General features: G+C 43.5%; 14 protein-coding genes. All 14 read right to left on the bottom strand.

Features of this window, described 5'->3' with window-relative positions:
- Window positions 1-101: 101 nt before the first annotated feature.
- The gene (locus OCV43_RS04400; RefSeq protein ID WP_117841989.1) at window positions 102-1,160 is read right to left on the bottom strand and encodes a type IV pilus twitching motility protein PilT; all 1,059 of its coding nucleotides are present in this window, start codon (window positions 1,158-1,160) and stop codon (window positions 102-104) included.
- Between the two features lie 20 nt (window positions 1,161-1,180).
- Window positions 1,181-2,875, bottom strand: a complete 1,695-nt coding sequence (locus OCV43_RS04395) for a GspE/PulE family protein (protein WP_262623509.1) — start codon at window positions 2,873-2,875, stop codon at window positions 1,181-1,183.
- Between the two features lie 219 nt (window positions 2,876-3,094).
- A complete protein-coding gene (locus OCV43_RS04390; RefSeq protein WP_022244028.1) occupies window positions 3,095-4,789 on the bottom strand; it encodes a nucleoside kinase in 1,695 nt (564 codons plus the stop codon).
- 28 nt (window positions 4,790-4,817) lie between these two features.
- A complete protein-coding gene (locus OCV43_RS04385; protein WP_022244027.1) occupies window positions 4,818-5,603 on the bottom strand; it encodes a Nif3-like dinuclear metal center hexameric protein in 786 nt (261 codons plus the stop codon).
- Window positions 5,600-6,394, bottom strand: coding sequence for a tRNA (adenine(22)-N(1))-methyltransferase (locus OCV43_RS04380; RefSeq protein ID WP_262623508.1), 795 nt, complete (start codon window positions 6,392-6,394; stop codon window positions 5,600-5,602). Before OCV43_RS04380 ends, OCV43_RS04385 begins: the two co-directional genes overlap by 4 nt.
- 3 nt (window positions 6,395-6,397) lie before the next feature.
- Window positions 6,398-7,510 (bottom strand): RNA polymerase sigma factor RpoD, encoded by a 1,113-nt coding sequence (rpoD, locus tag OCV43_RS04375; protein WP_117698098.1) that lies wholly within the window; start codon window positions 7,508-7,510, stop codon window positions 6,398-6,400.
- A 136-nt stretch (window positions 7,511-7,646) separates the two neighbouring features.
- Window positions 7,647-9,428: a DNA primase gene (gene dnaG, locus OCV43_RS04370; RefSeq protein WP_262623507.1), complete on the bottom strand. Its 1,782-nt coding sequence runs from the start codon at window positions 9,426-9,428 to the stop codon at window positions 7,647-7,649.
- Between the two features lie 3 nt (window positions 9,429-9,431).
- Window positions 9,432-10,439, bottom strand: a complete 1,008-nt coding sequence (locus tag OCV43_RS04365) for a deoxyguanosinetriphosphate triphosphohydrolase (protein WP_022244023.1) — start codon at window positions 10,437-10,439, stop codon at window positions 9,432-9,434.
- A 160-nt stretch (window positions 10,440-10,599) separates the two neighbouring features.
- On the bottom strand, window positions 10,600-11,778 hold the full coding sequence (locus OCV43_RS04360) for an aldo/keto reductase (protein WP_227701151.1): 1,179 nt from the start codon (window positions 11,776-11,778) through the stop codon (window positions 10,600-10,602).
- 462 nt (window positions 11,779-12,240) lie between these two features.
- On the bottom strand, window positions 12,241-14,376 hold the full coding sequence (locus OCV43_RS04355) for a beta-propeller domain-containing protein (protein ID WP_262623506.1): 2,136 nt from the start codon (window positions 14,374-14,376) through the stop codon (window positions 12,241-12,243).
- A gap of 65 nt (window positions 14,377-14,441) precedes the next feature.
- Window positions 14,442-14,951, bottom strand: a complete 510-nt coding sequence (locus OCV43_RS04350; protein ID WP_262623505.1) for an RNA polymerase sigma factor — start codon at window positions 14,949-14,951, stop codon at window positions 14,442-14,444.
- A gap of 95 nt (window positions 14,952-15,046) precedes the next feature.
- Window positions 15,047-16,642 (bottom strand): potassium/proton antiporter, encoded by a 1,596-nt coding sequence (locus OCV43_RS04345; protein WP_262623504.1) that lies wholly within the window; start codon window positions 16,640-16,642, stop codon window positions 15,047-15,049.
- Window positions 16,643-16,720: 78 nt separating this feature from the next.
- Window positions 16,721-17,464: a DUF6062 family protein gene (locus tag OCV43_RS04340; RefSeq protein WP_262623503.1), complete on the bottom strand. Its 744-nt coding sequence runs from the start codon at window positions 17,462-17,464 to the stop codon at window positions 16,721-16,723.
- 91 nt (window positions 17,465-17,555) lie between these two features.
- Window positions 17,556-18,890, bottom strand: coding sequence for a methyl-accepting chemotaxis protein (locus tag OCV43_RS04335; protein ID WP_262623502.1), 1,335 nt, complete (start codon window positions 18,888-18,890; stop codon window positions 17,556-17,558).
- Window positions 18,891-18,936: the final 46 nt, after the last annotated feature.

Genomic DNA, 18,936 nt, shown 5'->3' with positions numbered 1-18,936 from the left:
AGTATATTTATCGGTTAAATTTCAAATTTGTTAACCATTTTTCTCATTCTACGGTATCCACGGAAGCTGCTGTTAACAGTTTCCTGCAGATGCTCCGCAGTTTAGAATAGCGTTACCTTCTGCTGCATAACTGCCGGCTCCTGTGCAAAACTTACGGCATCTTCTGCTGATATCTTATTCTGCATATAAAGGTCATAAATGGCATCATCCATTGCCTGCATGCCAAGCTTCTTGCTGGTCTGTATCATAGACTGTATCTGGAAGCTCTTTCCTTCACGTATCAGGTTACGGATTGCCGGAGTGGCAAGCATGACCTCGTAAGCCGCCACACGTCCACCGCCTTCCTTTGGAAGAAGCTGCTGGGCGATAATTCCTTCAATAACACCTGACAGCTGTATCCTGGTCTGCTGCTGCTGATGCGGTGGAAACACGTCAATGACACGGTCAATGGTTGCTGCTGCACTGTTGGTATGCAGGGTTGAAAATACCAGATGTCCGGTCTCTGCCGCCGTAATCGCAATACTGATTGTTTCCAGGTCACGCATCTCCCCCACCAGAATTACATCCGGGTCTTCACGCAATGCGGCGCGAAGTGCTGACGCATAACTCTTACTGTCGTAACCGATTTCCCTCTGCAATACAATTGACTTGCTGTGAGGATGCAAATACTCAATCGGGTCTTCCAGTGTAATAATTGTCTTAGCATATGTTTCGGAAATAATATGTATCAAAGACGCCAGTGTGGTAGATTTACCACTTCCGGTCGGTCCTGTTACCAATACCAGTCCACGCTTGCGGTTGGTCAGGTCAACCACAGATGGTGGAATACCCAGCCGCTTTGCTTCCGGTATCTCAAACGAGAGTATACGGAGTGCTACCGCGTAAGTACCTCTCTGACGGAACACATTAAAACGCACCCTGTGAAAGCCTGCGATAGAATACGCAAAATCCAGTTCTCCATTTTCCTTCAGCTCTGCCTTCTGCTCTTCCGTCAACAGCGGTTCTATCATTTCTTCTATTTCAAATGGTTTTATCTTCTCATCTGATGCAGGAACCAGTTCTCCATCAATCCGGAACATCACCGGGCTTCCCGGTGCAAGATGGATATCGGATGCCCCTTTTTCATTTCCTTCCCGCAAAAACATTTCTATTCTGTTCATTGTAAAATCCCCAGTTCTCCTTAATCCTCAGCAGATACTCCCACCAGCTCTGACACAGAAGTAATTCCTTCTAAAACTTTACGTCTGGCTCCCGCCGCAAGAGTTTCCATTCCATTTTCTACTGCCAGATGTTTGATTTCGGCAGTGGAAGCATCTTTTGCTATGGCGTCTTTCATTTCTGTGTTGATTTCCATCATCTCATAGACACCGATTCTACCCTTATATCCTGTATTGGCACACATTGGGCAGCCCTTTGCTTCAAAAATCATCGTCTCATCCAAATCATCCAGATTCAGAAGCTTGCGCTCATATTCAGTCGGCTTATGCGGCTGTTTACAGTTCGGACAAAGTCTCCGCACCAGACGCTGGGCAATCACTCCGATTACGGAATCTGCAAGAAGATATCCCTCTACGCCCATATTTAACATTCGGGTAATGGTTCCTGCTGCACTGTTGGTATGCAGGGTACTTACTACCAGATGTCCGGTAATAGAAGCCTGTACCGCAATCTCTGCGGTTTCTTCGTCTCGGATCTCACCAATCATGATAATATCCGGATCCTGTCGCAGGATTGAACGCAGTGCAGATGCAAAGGTCATATCCGCTTTGGCATTTACCTGAACCTGATTGACACCGTCCAGATTCGCCTCTACCGGGTCTTCTACTGTGATAATATTAATATCCTCTGTATTCAGTTCAGAAAGTGCTGTGTAAAGCGTCGTTGATTTACCACTTCCGGTTGGTCCTGTTACCAAAAGGATTCCATTCGGATGCTTTAACATACGGTCAAAGCTTTCCAGCTCCCCCGGGGTAAATCCAAGTTCCCTCTTATCCTTGGTCAGTGCTTTCTTCTGTGCAAGACGAAGTACACACTTCTCTCCATAAACCGTTGGCAGGATTGATACACGGATATCGTATTCCACACGGTCTACCACAAGGGTAATTCGTCCATCCTGTGGTTTTCTTTTTTCTGATATATCCATGCCGCCAATAATCTTGATACGTGCTGTAATTGCATTCAGAAGCCGGATGTCGTAGCTTGCCTTCTCATATAACACACCATCAATCCTGTAGCGGATTCTTACACGGCTTTCCAATGCTTCGATATGTATATCACTGGCACGCTGTCTTGCTGCCTGCTCAATCATGGCATTTACCAGAAGAACAATCGGGGAATTTGCAATATCTTCATCATTCTCCTTCTCCTGTTCCCTCTGCTCTTCCTGCCGGCGCTCCAGTGCATATGCCTCAGCCACCTTCCTTGCTTCACTGCTTCCATAGAAACGGTCAAGGGTAAGCATAATATCATGGGTTGTGGCAATTACCGGTGCGACCTGCAGATTAGTAATAATAGAAAAATCATCAATTCCACGCATATCCATCGGGTCGGCCATTGCCACACGGACTTCATTCATATTATTCGGCGAAAAGCCAATTGGTACCATGACATATTTTCTCAGAACTGCCACGTCTACCAGCTTTAGCACATTTTCTTCTATCTGTATTCCACTAAGCGAGACTATTTCCAGTCCAAGCTGGCTTGACAGTGCCTTAGCAATATCCGTCTCATTGGTATAACCCAGCTCTACCAGAACCTCACCCAGCCGCTTTGTAGTCCCCTTTTTCTTCTCTAATGCATCTGAGAGCTGCTCATCTGTAATAATCTGTTCCTCAATCAGCATATCCCCCAGACGTTTCTTCTGTCTGCTTTCCATTCTCTGCCACTCTCCAAATCATTCTTCACATATCATGATGTGACAAAAATCATCATTATTTTATTATAGCCATTCTTTACATGCTTTTCAACAAAATTTCTTTTTCTATTCGTTTTTTTCGTTATTTTTTATCTATTTTTTATGTTTTAAGTAAAATTCAGGGATAGACAAATATCTCTTTTGCACAAAAAGCACTGTCTATCCCATACTACTTCTATATCAGACATTAAAACAGCTTCCACCGATAAACTCACGGATAATCGAATTGTTATTGATATTATCCGCCGGTACCGGAAGGAAATAATCTAAGAACTTCAGCAGCCGCTTCGCTTCAAGATACTCCGGGCAATCCCGTTCAATTGCAAACAACAATGGCTCTGCATACTGTTTCAGCACAGCAAGCTCATAAATTAAAGCTGAATTAAACATTACATCTGCACCTTCCTGAAATGGGAAGATATTTTTTTCTTCTCCCCGCCTTACCGAATCCCACATGGCAATGGTCTCCCTCGCTGATGTAGCCCTGGTTCTTGCATCCCTTACAATTCTCCGGATCAGTCTGCCATCTGTCGTCGGCAAGCAGTTATGTTCATCAATATCCAGCTGGGTCAGCGCACTGATATAAATACGGAATTTGCTTTCCTGCGGCAGAGAGTAGGAAAGCCTGTCATTCAGTCCATGGATGCCTTCAATAACAAGTACATCTTCCTCTCCAAGCTGCATCATTCTGCCTTTTTCTTCCCGCTTTCCGGTTTTAAAATTAAATACCGGCAGTTCTGTTGCATCTCCGTTTAAAAGACTTGTCATATCATTGTTAAAACGGTCAATATCCAATGCCTCCAGGCATTCGAAATCCAGTTTTCCATCTGCATCTTTCGGTGTCTTATCCCGGTCTACATAAAAATCATCCAGCGGAACCGGATGCGGTTTCATGCCATGGGCGGCAAGCTGTATGGACAGCCTGTGGGAAAACGTTGTCTTCCCGGAAGAGGACGGACCTGCTATCATAATGAATTTCTTATGATGTCCCTCTTTAATCTGCTCTGCCAGCTGTCCTATTTTCTGTTCCATCAGGGCTTCCTGTATCAGAATAATTTCCTGTATTCTGCCTGCAGAAACTGCATCATTCAAAGCTCCTATGGTTCCTACTCCCATGGTATGTCCCCACTCTGACGCTTCTTCCAGTGTCAGGTACAGTTTATCCGATGGAACAAAAATATCCACCTTCCTGGTATCTTTTCCCGGAAAGAGCAGCATAAAACCTTCTTTATATAATGTCAGGTCAAAATATTTCAGATAACCGGTAGACGGCACCATATATCCATAGAAATAATCTTTGTAATGATCCAGCTCATAGATATTGACCCTTGAGCTTCTCCGGTAGCGGAACAGTCTTTCTTTATCGGTCATTCCCAGTCTCCGGAAGAGTTCTACTGCATCTGCCGTCGGCAGACTATGCTTTTCAATCGGAAAATCGGCTTCTACCAGACGCTGCATCTCCTGCTTTAAATCCCTTAACATCTGTTCATCGACAGCTACCCATTCTGCCTGCTCTGATGCTCCGTTCTTTTCCTCATTCCGCTTCAGTTCGCAATAATATCCCTGGGCAATGGAATGCATGATGCGGACCGTAATCTTTTCTTCCCCATAAAGATTATGCACTGCCTTCTGCATCAGCAGCGCCGTACTTCTCCGGTATGCTTTCCTGCCATCCTTGTCTGCCGTTGTAATAAAGGTAAGATTTCCCGATTCTGCCTTCTCACGCAGCTCCCGCAGGCGGTTGTTCACCAGCACCAGGACAATATCATCCGGAAACTGTTTCTGATATTCCTTGGCAAGCTGCTTGTATGTGGTTTCCGGCACATACTCCCTTACGTTTCCATGAATATTAATTCTACATTTAACTTCTCCCATAGTAGTCCCCCATTTCTTTGATTACTATTTATACAATATAGGAAAACGGAGATTGTAACTTCTGGCTGTATATGTTCAGTTCCGGTAATCTCTCCTTGAAATATTCTGCCATATAGGTTACAAAAATATGCTCCAATCCATAATGTCCTGCATCTAAGATACTTAAGCCTCTGGCTGCTGCGTCGATTCCCGTATGGTGGTCAATATCTCCTGTTATCAACACCTGGGCACCCTTTGCAATCGCTTCATCCACTTCACTCTTTCCGGAGCCAGGACAAATTGCTGCACGCTGTACCATGCGGCTGGTATCACCAAATACTTTTACCGCTTCTGTCTGAAACCGGCTTTTTACAATCCTGCCGCAATCCCCTAGGCTTATCTCCTCTGGCAGCATTCCCACTTTGCCGATACCACAGGATTTTCCCTGCCACTCCCCGGTTACTTCCAATGGTTCTGTCTCCATTAGTTCCAGGTAATCTGCTGCAAGGTCCGCCATGACGCAGATATCAAAATTCGTATGCATCGCACAGTAAACCATATCCTGCTGTGCCAGTCCGTAAATTCTTCTGCCGATAAAATCACTGGTAAGAACATTTTTGATTCCACCAAAGATTAACGGATGATGCGTCAGTATCATATCAGCCTTAAGTTCTTTTGCTTCCGCAATTACTTCATCGGTTGCATCCACCGCCAGATAGATACTGTTTATCTCTTTCTCCCATCTGCAGACCTGAAATCCCGGATTATCCCATTCACAGGCCATTGCTACAGGAGCAAGTGTCTCTAATATTTCCCGTATCTGTTCACACTTCATATATTTTCTCCCATGATACGCTCTGCTTCTTCTATCATTGCAAGTTTCTCTTCCAGTTCTTTCTGCCGTTCAAAGCGTCTTGTACTGCCATCTTCTTTCTGCTGCAATTCATCCTGTTGCGTTGCAGATTGTTGCAGCAATTCTGGTTTCTGCAATACAGTTTGCTCCGGCATAAGCTTCCGGATTTCAAGTTTCTTTAAGATTTCCGAGAACTGCTGTCTCTGTTTTATTAAATATTGTTTTAATATTTCATTTTTTGTCTGTAATAAATATCCACCATAACGAAAAGCAACATCCGTCAACGGTGCTGCTTTTCCCGGTACACATCTTAACATCACGTAATATTTGCCTTCTTCTTCCACCATATCTTCTTCTTCAATGTGAAAGCCTTCCGCATAAATATAACGGCGTACCTCTTCTATTTCAGACTGTGGCTGTAACACAAGATTATTCATCTTCTTCCAGACTTCCGGATGCTCTGCAAGAATCCGTTTCGTCAACGCTCCACCCATTCCGGCGATTACCACGCCATCGGCTTCAGATGGAGCCAGTGCCGTAAGTCCATCGGACAATCTGGTTTCTATGTAATCTTCTAAATGAACTTCCCGGATATGCTCCTCTGCCCGAAGAAGCGGCCCCCGGTTCACATCCATTGCAATGGCATGCCCAATACATTCTGACTGAATCAGATAAATCGGAACATAACCGTGGTCACATCCTACATCTGCAAGGCAGGTGGTATTCCGAACCAATGCTGCAACTGCCTGCATTCTTTTTGAAAGTTTATTCATATATTACTCCAGATAGTCCTTTAATTTGCGGCTTCTGCTTGGATGACGCAGTTTACGGAGTGCCTTTGCTTCAATCTGACGGATACGCTCCCTGGTTACATTGAATTCTTTTCCAACTTCTTCCAGTGTACGGGCACGTCCATCTTCCAGACCAAAACGAAGGGTTAATACCTTCTGCTCCCGCTCGGTCAGTGTTCCAAGCACTTCCTCTAACTGCTCTTTTAACAGGGTAAATGCTGCTGCATCAGCAGGTACCGGTACATTATCATCCTGAATGAAGTCTCCCAAATGGGAATCTTCCTCTTCACCGATTGGAGTCTCTAAAGAAACCGGCTCCTGGGAAATCTTCAAGATTTCACGTACACGGTCTACCGGCATATTCATTTCTGCTGCAATCTCTTCCGGGGTCGGTTCACGTCCCAACTCCTGCAGTAACTGTCTGGAAACGCGGATCAGTTTGTTGATTGTCTCAACCATATGAACCGGGATACGGATGGTTCTTGCCTGGTCTGCAATGGCTCTTGTGATTGCCTGACGAATCCACCATGTTGCATAGGTAGAGAACTTATAGCCTTTCCGGTAATCGAATTTCTCAACGGCTTTAATCAGACCTAAGTTACCTTCCTGAATCAGGTCTAAGAATAACATACCACGTCCTACATAACGTTTTGCAATACTTACCACCAGACGAAGGTTTGCTTCTGCCAGACGTTTCTTTGCTTCCTGGTCTCCTAATTCCATTCTCTTTGCCAGCTCGATTTCTTCTTCTGCACTTAAAAGAGGTACTTTACCGATTTCCTTTAAATACATACGGACCGGATCCTCAATGGATACGCCGTCCGGTACCGATAAATCAATCTTTTCTACCTCTACCTCGTCTTCGTCATCTAAGATGATATCGTCATCGATATCGTCATCATCCATGATTCGAAGCACATCAATGTTATTGGTCTCAAGGAAGTCTAAGATTTTCTCAAACTCATCTGCATCCAGTTCCATGTCCTTGAAGAACTCGCTGATTTCCTGATACTCAAGGCTGTTCTTTTTCTTCTTTGCCAGCGCAAGGAGTTCCTGGAGTTTTTCCTGCAATTTTGCTTTTTTCTCCTCAATGCTCATCTTTTCGTCTTTTGCTGCCGGAGCACTTTTTGCAGCTTTTGTTGTCTTTTTCGTAGTCTTTTCCATCTTTTCATCCATTTTCTTGTTCATCCTCTCATGATTCGTCATATAAACGGGACTAAATAGTATTTTGTCCTCAATCTATAGAAATATGCATTTTCTCCATATTCTGCAAGGTTCTCTTATCTGCCACAAGCTGTTGCAAGCCCTGCATATCCGTAGGTTCTAAGTGCGCCGAACGATAGGAGATGCTGTTATCCTTCACCCGCAGAATCGTCTCTTTTAACGCCTTATCCCGCTCTGCAGCAGAATCCACTTCATGGATTCTCGCATGGAAGAGCTCTGCAACTTCCCGCTGTTCCTCTTCTTCTGCAAATAAACTGATAATCTGTGCCGGATTGACAGTACCCGACTTCTTCTGCTCGTAGAGAAGCTCTGCCACCTTACGGAAAATGTCTTCCGTAAAATCTTCCGGTGTAATGATATCTTTGATTTTATCGTACAGATTATCATATTCTATGAGCCAGGTCAAAAGCAATTTCTGGGACTGCTTCATGCCGTCCTCTTTCTTATGCTTCTTCTCATTCAGCCCACTCTTAAGCGGTGTCCGCTCTTTTACAAGTCCTCCCTGGGTGCCCAGCTGGTTTACCAGATTCCGGAGTGCTTCAAAGCTCATATGATATTTATCCGCCACGGCTTCCATATAATTGTTCCGCTCCAGTTCCGTGGTAAAATCAAGCAGTTTCTTTGCCACTTCTGTCTGGAATGCGGTCTTTCCTTCCGGGTCCTTCATATCATATTTCTGCTCTAAAATCCTGATTTCAAACATAAAGCTGTTTTCTGCCGCATCAATCCGCTTCTGGTATTCTTCCGCTCCAAGTGCCTTGATGAATTCATCCGGGTCTTTGTACGGCTTCATGTTGATGACTTTGGCTGTCAGCCCTACTTCTTTTAAAATCGGGATTGCACGAAGTGCCGCCTTAATTCCGGCACCGTCGCTGTCGAAGGTAAGATAAACCTCCTTCGTATATCGTTTCAGCAGACTGGCATGTCCACTGGTAAACGCGGTTCCTAAGGATGCCACTGCATTGTCAAAGCCTGCCTGATGCAGCGCAATTACATCCATATAGCCTTCACATAAGAGCATCTGCGGTTTCTTGGTCTGTCTTGCAAAGTTCAATGCATACAGATTCCGGCTCTTATCAAAGACTTTGGTCTCCGGCGAATTCAGATACTTCGGTTCGCCATCCCCCATGACTCGTCCACCAAATCCGATTACTTTATTATGCACATCCATAATCGGAAACATGGCACGATTCCAGAATTTATCATGTCCGCCCCGGACTTCGTCAATGGACACAAGACCGGATTCCTTTAAGATTGCATCATCATATCCAAGTTTTCTTAAATAACGGTACAAATCATCACTGTATTTATCCGAATAGCCAAGCCCAAACTTCTGCATGGTGGCATCCGATAATTCTCTCTTTTTAAAATATTCATACGCCTGTTTTCCGTGTTCGCTCCGCAACAGCATATAATAATATTTGCCGGCTGCCTTGTTAATCTCTAACAGAATCTGGCGTTTGTCTGCTTCTTTCTTTGCCTGGGCACTCATTTCCTGCTTCGGCAGTTCGATTCCGGCACGCTCTGCCAATGCCTCCATCGCTTCCGGGAATGAAAAGTTCTCATACTGCATCAGAAAGGTAAATACATTTCCGCCTGCTCCGCATCCAAAGCAGTAATACATCTGCTTATTCGGTGATACGGAAAAAGAACCGGTCTTTTCATTATGGAAGGGGCACAGTCCAAAATACGTGCTGCCTTTTTTTGTCAACCGTACATATCCGGAAATCACATCTACAATATCATTTCTGGAACGTACTTCTTCTATTAATTCATCTGAATAATATGCCATTCCTTAATTCACCTGCCAAGCCTTCGGTACAAAATATTCTGAGAATTTGGCAATTGCATACTGGTCGGTCATTCCTGCGATATAATCACATACTACCCGTTCTTCCTCTTCGCCTTCCGCAATCATATCGGTATACTGCGCCGGCATTGTCATCGGATGTTCCATATAATATGTAAACAGTTTGCTGAGTAATCCTTCTGCCTTTGTCTCTTCTCCTTTGGCAATGGAATTGGTATATACGCTTACAAACATGAACTTCCGTAAATCCTGCATTGCCTGGAAAATTTCATCGGACATAATGATATCCGGCTTATCCATGCTGTTGGTTATAATATCATGAATCAGTGTATCCAGCCGGTCTGCCGAATTCTTTCCCAATACCTTCCGTATCTCAATTGGAATATCTTCTTCCACCATTATCTTTCCACGCACCGCATCATCGATATCATGATGAATATAGGCGATTTTATCGGAGAAACGGACGATTTTGCCTTCCAGTGTATGTGGCATCGTACTGGTCTGATGATTTAAAATGCCATCCCGCACTTCCCAGGTCAGGTTCAGTCCCTGTCCGCCTTTTTCCAATTTCTCTACGATACGTACGCTCTGTTTATTATGTTTAAAACCACCGGAGCAAAGTTCATTTAACACCCGCTCTCCGGCATGACCAAATGGCGTATGTCCCAAATCATGCCCTAATGCAATGGCTTCCACCAGATCTTCATTCAGCCGCAGTGCCTTTGCAATGGTTCTGGCATTCTGTGATACCTCTAAGGTATGCGACATACGGGTACGATAATGGTCACCCTTCGGTGTTAAGAACACCTGCGTCTTATTCTTCAGACGGCGGAATGCCTTACAGTGGAGAATACGGTCTCTGTCTCTCTGGTATACGGGACGTATATCACAAGGTGCCTCCGGATAATCCCGTCCTTTGGAATTCTCGCTTAATGCTGCATAAGGGCTTAACATCTCATGCTCCATGCGCTCCATCCGTTCCCGAATTGTCATATCCTTATCTTCTCCCTTCCTGTCACATCACCATTTCATGATGTAAATGCACTGCCATCATCTTTACCATTATGAGGACGTCATTCGACCTCTGCTATTATAATTCTGTGTCCACCTTCAAATTTCCTTTATTTTTTACAAAATTTCATAATATTTTTTTCTAATACTTTCCAATGCGCTTCGAAATCGCCCTTGCTACCTTATAAACCGGATTCTCCATCTTCTTTGCCACCTGTTTTAATTCCTGCCGGATGGCAATGGACTGCGGGCAGTGTTTCTCACATTTTCCGCACTGACGGCATTTTGAAGCGTTGGTGGGATTTGTCTTTAAAGTGGTACACATAATATATGCCTTCATACCAGAATAAAAGCTGTCGGTATAGCGTGTATTATATGCTGCAAAACAGGTCGGAATATCTACTCCATGCGGGCATGGCATACAGTAGCCGCAGCCGGTACAAGGTACCTTCATATGCTGGTTAATGGATTTCTTTACCTTTTCAAAGATTTCCAAGTCTTTCTCTGTCAATGCATCAGCTGTGGCATCCGATGCAATCCTTACATTTTCCTCTACCTGTGCAATATCATTCATTCCGGAAAGCACTACTGTCACCTCCGGATGGTTCCATATCCAGCGGAGTCCCCATTCTGCCGGGGAACGATGTGGTTCTGCAGATGCAAATATGGCTTTGGCAGCCTTTGGCAGTGCATTCACCAGCCTGCCGCCCCGCAGCGGCTCCATGATAATCACCGGAAGTCCCTTCGCTGCAGCATATTTTAAGCCTTCAGTTCCCGCCTGGGTATGTTCATCCATATAATTATACTGTATCTGGCAGAAATCCCAGTCGTAAGAATCTATGATTTTCTTAAACTGGGTGGCTCCGCCATGGAAAGAAAATCCGATATTTCCAATCTGACCGCTTTTCTTTTTCTCTGCAATCCAGTCCTGTATTCCAAGTGCGGTCAGCCGCTCCCATGCTGCAATATCATTCAGCATATGCATCAGATAATATTCCACATGGTCTGTCTGAAGGCGTTCTAACTGTTCCTTAAAATACCGCTCCATATCACCTTCTGCCTTAATATAATAATGTGGCAGCTTGGTGGCAATTTTTACCTTATCACGATAGCCTTTTGCCAGGAACTTTCCCAGGCATGCTTCACTTCCACCGTAAGTATATGCGGTATCAAAATAATTGACCCCGGCTTCCACTGCCGCTGCCATCTCCCGCTCTGCCTTTTCCTGGTCGATTGCGGTTCCTTTCTTAGAATAACGCAGGCAGCCATAGCCTAAGATGGACAGCTGGTCTTTGTTTCCCGGATTTTCTCTATATTGCATGTTTATTCTCCCTTGCACTTGTTGTTATGGCTGCTGCGAAATGGAGAATGATAATAAGGATATCTTACCACTGCTTTGACGGGATGCGCCTTTTGTTCACCTATAGCGAATACCACTCCGGCTGCAAGGGGCTCTAATAATTTTAGGACAATTCTTTTATATATGGCAAACGGTGCAAAGTCACATCCATGTTCCTCTGCACCTCGCTGGTACGTCCCTGTACCAGCGTTGCCTGGTATTACCAAAATTCTAAGAGCCCCTAGCAGCCTGCGCAAATGTATTCGTCTACAGGCGAACAGAAGACTGCATCCTGACAAGTATTAAGAAAACAGACATCCCTATTTATCATTTCTCCATTTCGCAGTTACCGATTCTGCATAAGTTGCCGGGTGATGATATTTTCATACCACCACCCGGCACATATACTGTTATTATAAAGCTATCGGGAAAGTTTTGCAAGAATCACTCCCGCTCCTTTATCTTTTTAAATCCATCGGTCATGTCATAGGATGTAATGTTATCATTAATCCAGAGGTAAAATACATTGCCACTATACATTCCACGGACATTCTCGTAATTGACTCCGTTAATGCCCGGAATTTCTGCCTGTTTCTTAAAGGTTCCATTTTCATAGGAATATATCTGGTAGGTCTGCTTTGTTCTGCTGCTGCTATAATCCTCACAAACCAGACCGATTAAATTCTTATCCTTTGAAATGATGACACTCTTATAATCATATAATGCTTCGCTATAATCTACATCCTTTAATACAAGCTTTGCTTCTTCGGTTACTTCTCCCGGATTTTCTATATTAAACATGGAAAGCTTAATGTTTTCTATATTTCCGGTCTTCTCATCAGATTCATAACCGATGCCCAACAAATGTGTATCATCCCAGAAATGCAGATATTCGGAGAAGCCGGTCACCTTGAGTTCGCCGATAATTTCCGGTTTTGCCGGGTCTGATAAATCCACGGTAAACAGCGGGTCGGTATTCCGGTAGGTTACAAAGTAACCAGTGTTTCCCATAAAGCGGGCGGCATAGATTTCTTCTCCCGGTGCAATGCCCGTCAACTGTCCGGTTAATTTCATGTTCTCATCCAGAATATAAAGTGCATTCACCTCATCCTCTGTACTATAATCGGTGGTCAATACCCTGAGATATCCATCACTGGCATTGATTGCAAAGGTATCTCTGACATAACCCCTTACTGCCGTTGCCGCCACACCACTGATTCTGCCCTCATCCAGTGCAAATTTTGCAATATTGGTAATCATTGCTCCATCATAATCTTCCTCATATAAATACAGGGCATCTTTGCTGATATAAGTCTGGGCATATCCAGAGATTACAAGCTTACTGTCCAGCACTTTATCCGGCTTATTTACATCCAGCGAAGAAACCAGTATACCACTTTCTCCTGATGACTCCGGCAGATAAATTTCACCGGCGGCAACCTTTTCTCCATTTACCTTCGGAATCACTGAGGTATATTCCTTTTCTACATATCCCACCACATCGGATGTCATATGATACTGTGTAAAAAGATAGACTACATCTCCGATTTTCCGGGAAGTATTATAATAACCATCCTGGATTAATCTTCCTTCAAATTCCGGATTCCTGCGGTCTACGATACTGTATACCTGAATCTGTGTGGTGCTTTTTCCATTCATTTTATAGCAGAATGCACTGTCTTCAGAAGCATCTGATACAGCAATTTCTTCATCTGAGCTTTCTTTATCTGAGTTTTCCTTATCAGAGCCAGCTTTGCTGCTTTCGCCCAAGGATGTCTCATAGCCCTGCACAACCAGAATCAGCTGGTCTCCATCCACATAAATTTCCATCACCCGGTCTGCTGCGCCACAGTCTTTCGGGAGAAATCGTGTTACTTCTTCTAATTTTCCATCCTGGATATCCGTTATAACAATGTATTTATCCTCTACCGTATAAATGTAACTGCCATCAATTTTAGCAATATCACTCTCGTCTACACCTTCCATCTGCAGATTTGTCGTAGAATAATCTTTTCCGCCTTCCTTGCTGCCCTCCGACAAATCGGCAACGGCACTTCCGTACTCAGTTCCATCACTGTAGTAATATTTGTCACTGCCGGAATTCATTGCTCCCGATGCAGCATAGCTTGTCTCTGCACTTGTTTCCTCTTCTATCCAGTTCTGCTGATACCCCTTAAGAAGAGTCTGATATACCTCCTTATAATCCGATGCAGGATGATACATTGTTCCAAGAGCTGCCACATCCACATACCCTGTTTCACCTGCTTCTCCCACAGTCTGCTGCGTATCTGTCATTGCTACGGAATCCGTCTGCCCTGTACCGGAATTCTTATCGAAACGGGTCACTGTTATATAAATTCCGCTGCATACTACCAGTGCCAGCACTGCCACCATACTTCCAAGTCTGCGCCATGGAATTATTTTCTTCGATTTTTTCGGTTCCAAGTGCTGATTTTCCTGCTGCTGTTTTGCTTTCTGTTCCTGTAATTGTTTTTCTATCTGTTCCGGTTTCAGAGTCTCTGGTATCTCTATCTCTTCCGCCGCTTTTCTTAACTGGGTTAAAATCTCCTGTTCATTCATACCGGCACCTCCATCTCATCTGAATTTTCTGTTGTTTTCCAGACTTTTTGCATATCTTTCGTTTCTCACTTCCAATATTTCTCCACCATTTTCTTTATTCCCCGGCTCTCTTTTGAGCGGACGGTATTTTCGTTAAGGTCTAACAGTTTTCCGATTTCCTTACTGCTATACCCACAGAATAAATGCATGGCGATAATCATTCGTTCCTCGGAAGGCAGCTCAAAGAACAGGCTCCGGACTGCTGCATGCTCATCCATTCCGGATTTTCCCATATGCTCTAAAAGCTCCGGTGTCAGCTCTTCCGGACGGGTTGCATACTCTTTTAATTTACGTTTGCACTTATTACTTAAAATACGGAATATCCACGCCCGGAACGCTTCTGTCTTTCGAAGCTCCCCGATTTGTGCAAATGCATCTGTCACGGTATCGCTGACCACATCCTGTGCATCCTGCGGATGCTTCAGCACATATAACGCAAAGCGATACAAATCCTGATAAACTCCTTCATATAATTGTGCAAATGCACCGGTATCCCCACTTTGTGCCCTGCGCACCAGCTGCAGTTCCTGTTCCATATGCTCACCCTATACCTTCCTAAGTCCTTTCCTTTGACCGGTCTCATATATATAGTGTCGCTGAATTCCATTCTGTTGCATATATTTTAAATTTTTTATAACTGGCTGATTACCAGCACATCATTTTCACGAATCACAGTATTTCCGTTCGGTATCACAACCTTCTCATTCCGCTTTAGAACAAGAACCAGCTTCTCTTCTCCCAGTTTTATTCTGGATAATGGCTTTCCAATCCACTTGCTGTCTTTTTCGATTGGGATTTCTGTCAGACAGATGCCAAGATTTTCTTCCGGAGATAAAGCACTTAAGACTATCTTGTCTCCGGCAAGCACTACCGTGTTGCCATTTGGAATGATACGCTCCTCGCCTCTTAGAATCAGTACCAGTAATAAATCCGGCAGGGAAGTAAGGTCTTTTATCTTGCGGTTCTCCCATGGATGTCCTGCTTTGATGCTGATTTTAACAAACTCCACCGGCATTTCATCGGAGTAGTCACTGAAGGTCTTCATGACGTTGCCATTTTCGTCTATCATGTCAAGCTTCTTTGCCACCAGTCCAAGCAGTGTACCCTGAATACTGATAGAGAACAGGACAATGAAAATAACTATGTGGAACAAATCATTTTTCGTATATGCCGGGCTTACTGTTGCCATAATTGCAAATACTATGGATGCCGCTCCACGAAGCCCCGCCCAGGACACCAGAAGCTGCTGCTTTACCGGGCAGCGGAATGGCATCAAGATAGCAAATACAGAAACCGGCCTTGCCACAAATGTTAAAAATACCGCAATTGCCAGTGCAATCGGCAGTATCTTCGGCAACTGGGATGGATATGCCAGCAGACCAAGCAGGAAGAAAATCAGCATCTGCATCAATCCGGTGATTCCATCAAAGAAATGCACCAGTGATTTTTTGTGATGAAGTGGAGTGTTGCCAAGGATAATTCCGGCAATGTATGCTGCCAGATAACCATTTCCATTTATCATGGATGCTCCGGCGTAGGATACCAGCGCCATACTGAATACAAATATCGTATCAAATCCATCCGTTGCAAAATTCACTTTTTTTAAAATGAATGCTGCTGCCAGTGCCACAACTACCCCCACTAATATGCCAAAAGTAATCTGTGAGAATATCATGACAACCAGCGAAAAACCACTTAATTCTCCGCTCATTATTGTTAATATAATTACGGTCAGCATATAAGAACATGGGTCATTACTACCACTTTCCACCTCCAACATGGATGCAGTATTGTTCTTAAGATTCAGCCGTCTGGAACGAAGGATTGAAAAGACCGATGCCGCATCCGTAGAACTGATTACAGAGCCAATCAGCATACTTTCCCAGAAATCCATTTTCAATATAAAATGACAGAATGCTCCGGTTGTTACTGCGGTCAGTATAACACCCACTGTTGATAATAATACTGCTTTACCAGCCACCGGCTTTGCCTGTTTCCAGTTGGTTCCAAATCCACCGTAAAACATGATAAAGATTAAGGACACCGTACAAATCTGTTCGGCAATCGTAAAATTATCAAAAGGAATCTTTAAAATTCCATCTGTTCCAAACATCATGCCAAGAAGAATATATGCCAACAGCATTGGAATTCCCAGTTTGTTGGACATTTTATTCAATGACAGGCACAATAAAATCACTGCTGCTACCAGTAAAATATAGCTTGTCATAAATACCTCTCTTTCCTGTTTTTATTTACCTGTTGCTCTTACGTCTTCTTCTATCCCCTTTTCTTTTATTACTTCTACCTATTCCTTCTTTTCTTCTGCCTCCATGATACTTCCTGCCTTTACCAGTCCTCTCTGCAGTGCATCCCTTGCATTTTTCCAAGGCTGCTCCTTATAACGGTAATCATTCTTACAGATGAACCATTCTAAATCATCCCGCACCCTCTCATATCCGTTAATAAAAGTCTCATTTAAAGTCATCAGAAATTCATTCAGGTATTTCTTACCCATATATTCCGGAGCACCGGAAAACAGAACTTTATAATGATTTACACAAAAGCCTTTGGATGCTGCAAACTGTTTGCGGAAGTCTTCTTCTTTTTCATATAAATAGTAAATGGTATTGATATAATTTGTAAAGCTGTGATTAATGTAATCACACACAAAGCACTTTTTCTCTTTTTCTTCCACAAAAGTAATCACCGGATGGACTGGCTGGCTCTTTTTCTTGAAAAGTACGGCTGCCTGAGGCAGTGGTGCTTTCATTGCTTTTTTTAACTCCTTAGCTGTCTTATCCATATGGGTCTTTAACATCATGGCAAGTCCTAATTTATTCGGATATTCATATAACATTTCCAAATGTTTCTGACAGAAGCCCTGTTCATCGCTCTGCTCCCGGATATCTCCCTCCATGTAACTTGCACCCGGTCCAATGGTATAATTGATAGCATTTTCTTCTAATTTCTGATACATTCTGCAGACCGGACATTCGCTTTCCTCTGCAAATGCATCCTGTATTGGTATCGTATAAATCTCTGTTTTCATTTTAATCTCCTTAAAGATACACAAAAGGGTATTCCATATGCACTCCTTCGGCCTGTGGAATACCCTTCTCTTTGCAATTGTATACCGTTTATTACATCATGTTTTTCTCTACTTCTTCTTTCATGGAAGAAACGTTAAACTTACGGATATTTTCATCCAGTTCTGCTACTACAGAAGTAATTCTGGCAGTTGCATTCTTACATTCTTCTACCAAAGCTTCAAACTCGTTCATTGCCTCAGATGTATCTCTGGCACTTGTTGTATTTGTCTCTGCTACTGCAGCAAGCGAATCCATTTTCTCTTCAATGGCACTCTTATGTTCATTCAAACCACCGACTTCTGAATTGATTCCCTGAATAGAAGTGCTGACACTTTCAATTTCATGATTCAAGGCAGTAAAGATTGTCTCTGTCTCACGAATCTTTGTATTCTGCTGTTCAAATGCTTCTGATACTTTTCCGGTAATCTCTACACTGACATTAGAATTATCAATCAGTTCATTAACAATTTTATTAATCTGCTCTGAAGACTCTCTGGACTGGTCTGCCAAGGTACGGATTTCTTCTGCAACTACGGCAAATCCTTTTCCCTGTTCTCCTGCCCGTGCAGCTTCAATACTTGCATTTAAAGCAAGCAGATTTGTCTGGCTTGCAATTCCTGCAATAATCTCTGTTGCAGTACGAATCTGTAAGGCAGACTGATTGGTTCTGTCTGTCTGGCTCTGCACTTCATCAATAGACTGCCTGTTCTGTCTGCTGATTTCCACCAGCTGCTGCATAATCACCTCTGCTGATTCATTGCAGTCTTTCATTTTTAATGCACTGTCTGAAAGAAGTGTAATATTGCTGGCAATTACTTCAATAGCATTGCCGATTTCTGCTACTTTCTGCTGTACATGCTGTGTTTTCTCTGCCTGTGAAACGGTATTATCTGTAATGGAAGCAACTTCACCGCTCACCTGATCCAACGCTTCATTCATAGTGTCAAAGGACTGGCTGAATGTCGTAGACAGTTCGCTTAATTCCCTGCTGGCTCTACGGATTCCGGTCACAATCTGTGCAAAGCTTCTTACCATATCATTGGCAGAGCCTAATAATTTGCTGATTTCATCATTTTTTTCATTATGTTTTGGTTCTTCTAACTGAAGGCTTCCATCCGCAATCTTATCCATACTGCCAATTACAGCTTTCAGTTTTCCGGCAATTGCTACTGCAAGCCACAGGGAACCTGCCACAAATACCGCTAAAACCACAATTAAAATAATCGTTCCCACACCTGCATTTAATGCTGTATTCTGTACCAGATGCATTATGATAATTCCGGCAAGTCCAACCAGAAGAATCGGAAGTGAAATTACTGCAATTAATCCAATTGCCAGTTTCTTTCCTATATTATTTTTTTCTGAAGATTTACGTTTCTCTGCCATTACTGCTCTTCCTCCTTATAGCTCTTATCTCTTATTCTTATGCATT

The sequence above is a fragment of the Roseburia amylophila genome (assembly GCF_025567465.1).
GTDB lineage: Bacteria > Bacillota > Clostridia > Lachnospirales > Lachnospiraceae > Roseburia_C > Roseburia_C amylophila.
Note: the sequence above shows the minus strand (reverse complement) of the source record. Positions and strands in the feature narration are given on the sequence as shown.

Bases quoted from the DNA above. Each gene is read 5' to 3' on its own strand.
- OCV43_RS04400 (WP_117841989.1), bottom strand. From the start codon at position 1,160: ATGAACAGAATAGAAATGTTTTTGCGGGAAGGAAATGAAAAAGGGGCA.
- OCV43_RS04395 (WP_262623509.1), bottom strand. From the start codon at position 2,875: ATGGAAAGCAGACAGAAGAAACGTCTGGGGGATATGCTGATTGAGGAA.
- OCV43_RS04390 (WP_022244028.1), bottom strand. From the start codon at position 4,789: ATGGGAGAAGTTAAATGTAGAATTAATATTCATGGAAACGTAAGGGAG.
- OCV43_RS04385 (WP_022244027.1), bottom strand. From the start codon at position 5,603: ATGAAGTGTGAACAGATACGGGAAATATTAGAGACACTTGCTCCTGTA.
- OCV43_RS04380 (WP_262623508.1), bottom strand. From the start codon at position 6,394: ATGAATAAACTTTCAAAAAGAATGCAGGCAGTTGCAGCATTGGTTCGG.
- rpoD (WP_117698098.1), bottom strand. From the start codon at position 7,510: ATGAGCATTGAGGAGAAAAAAGCAAAATTGCAGGAAAAACTCCAGGAA.
- dnaG (WP_262623507.1), bottom strand. From the start codon at position 9,428: ATGGCATATTATTCAGATGAATTAATAGAAGAAGTACGTTCCAGAAAT.
- OCV43_RS04365 (WP_022244023.1), bottom strand. From the start codon at position 10,439: ATGACAATTCGGGAACGGATGGAGCGCATGGAGCATGAGATGTTAAGC.
- OCV43_RS04360 (WP_227701151.1), bottom strand. From the start codon at position 11,778: ATGCAATATAGAGAAAATCCGGGAAACAAAGACCAGCTGTCCATCTTA.
- OCV43_RS04355 (WP_262623506.1), bottom strand. From the start codon at position 14,376: ATGAATGAACAGGAGATTTTAACCCAGTTAAGAAAAGCGGCGGAAGAG.
- OCV43_RS04350 (WP_262623505.1), bottom strand. From the start codon at position 14,951: ATGGAACAGGAACTGCAGCTGGTGCGCAGGGCACAAAGTGGGGATACC.
- OCV43_RS04345 (WP_262623504.1), bottom strand. From the start codon at position 16,642: ATGACAAGCTATATTTTACTGGTAGCAGCAGTGATTTTATTGTGCCTG.
- OCV43_RS04340 (WP_262623503.1), bottom strand. From the start codon at position 17,464: ATGAAAACAGAGATTTATACGATACCAATACAGGATGCATTTGCAGAG.
- OCV43_RS04335 (WP_262623502.1), bottom strand. From the start codon at position 18,890: ATGGCAGAGAAACGTAAATCTTCAGAAAAAAATAATATAGGAAAGAAA.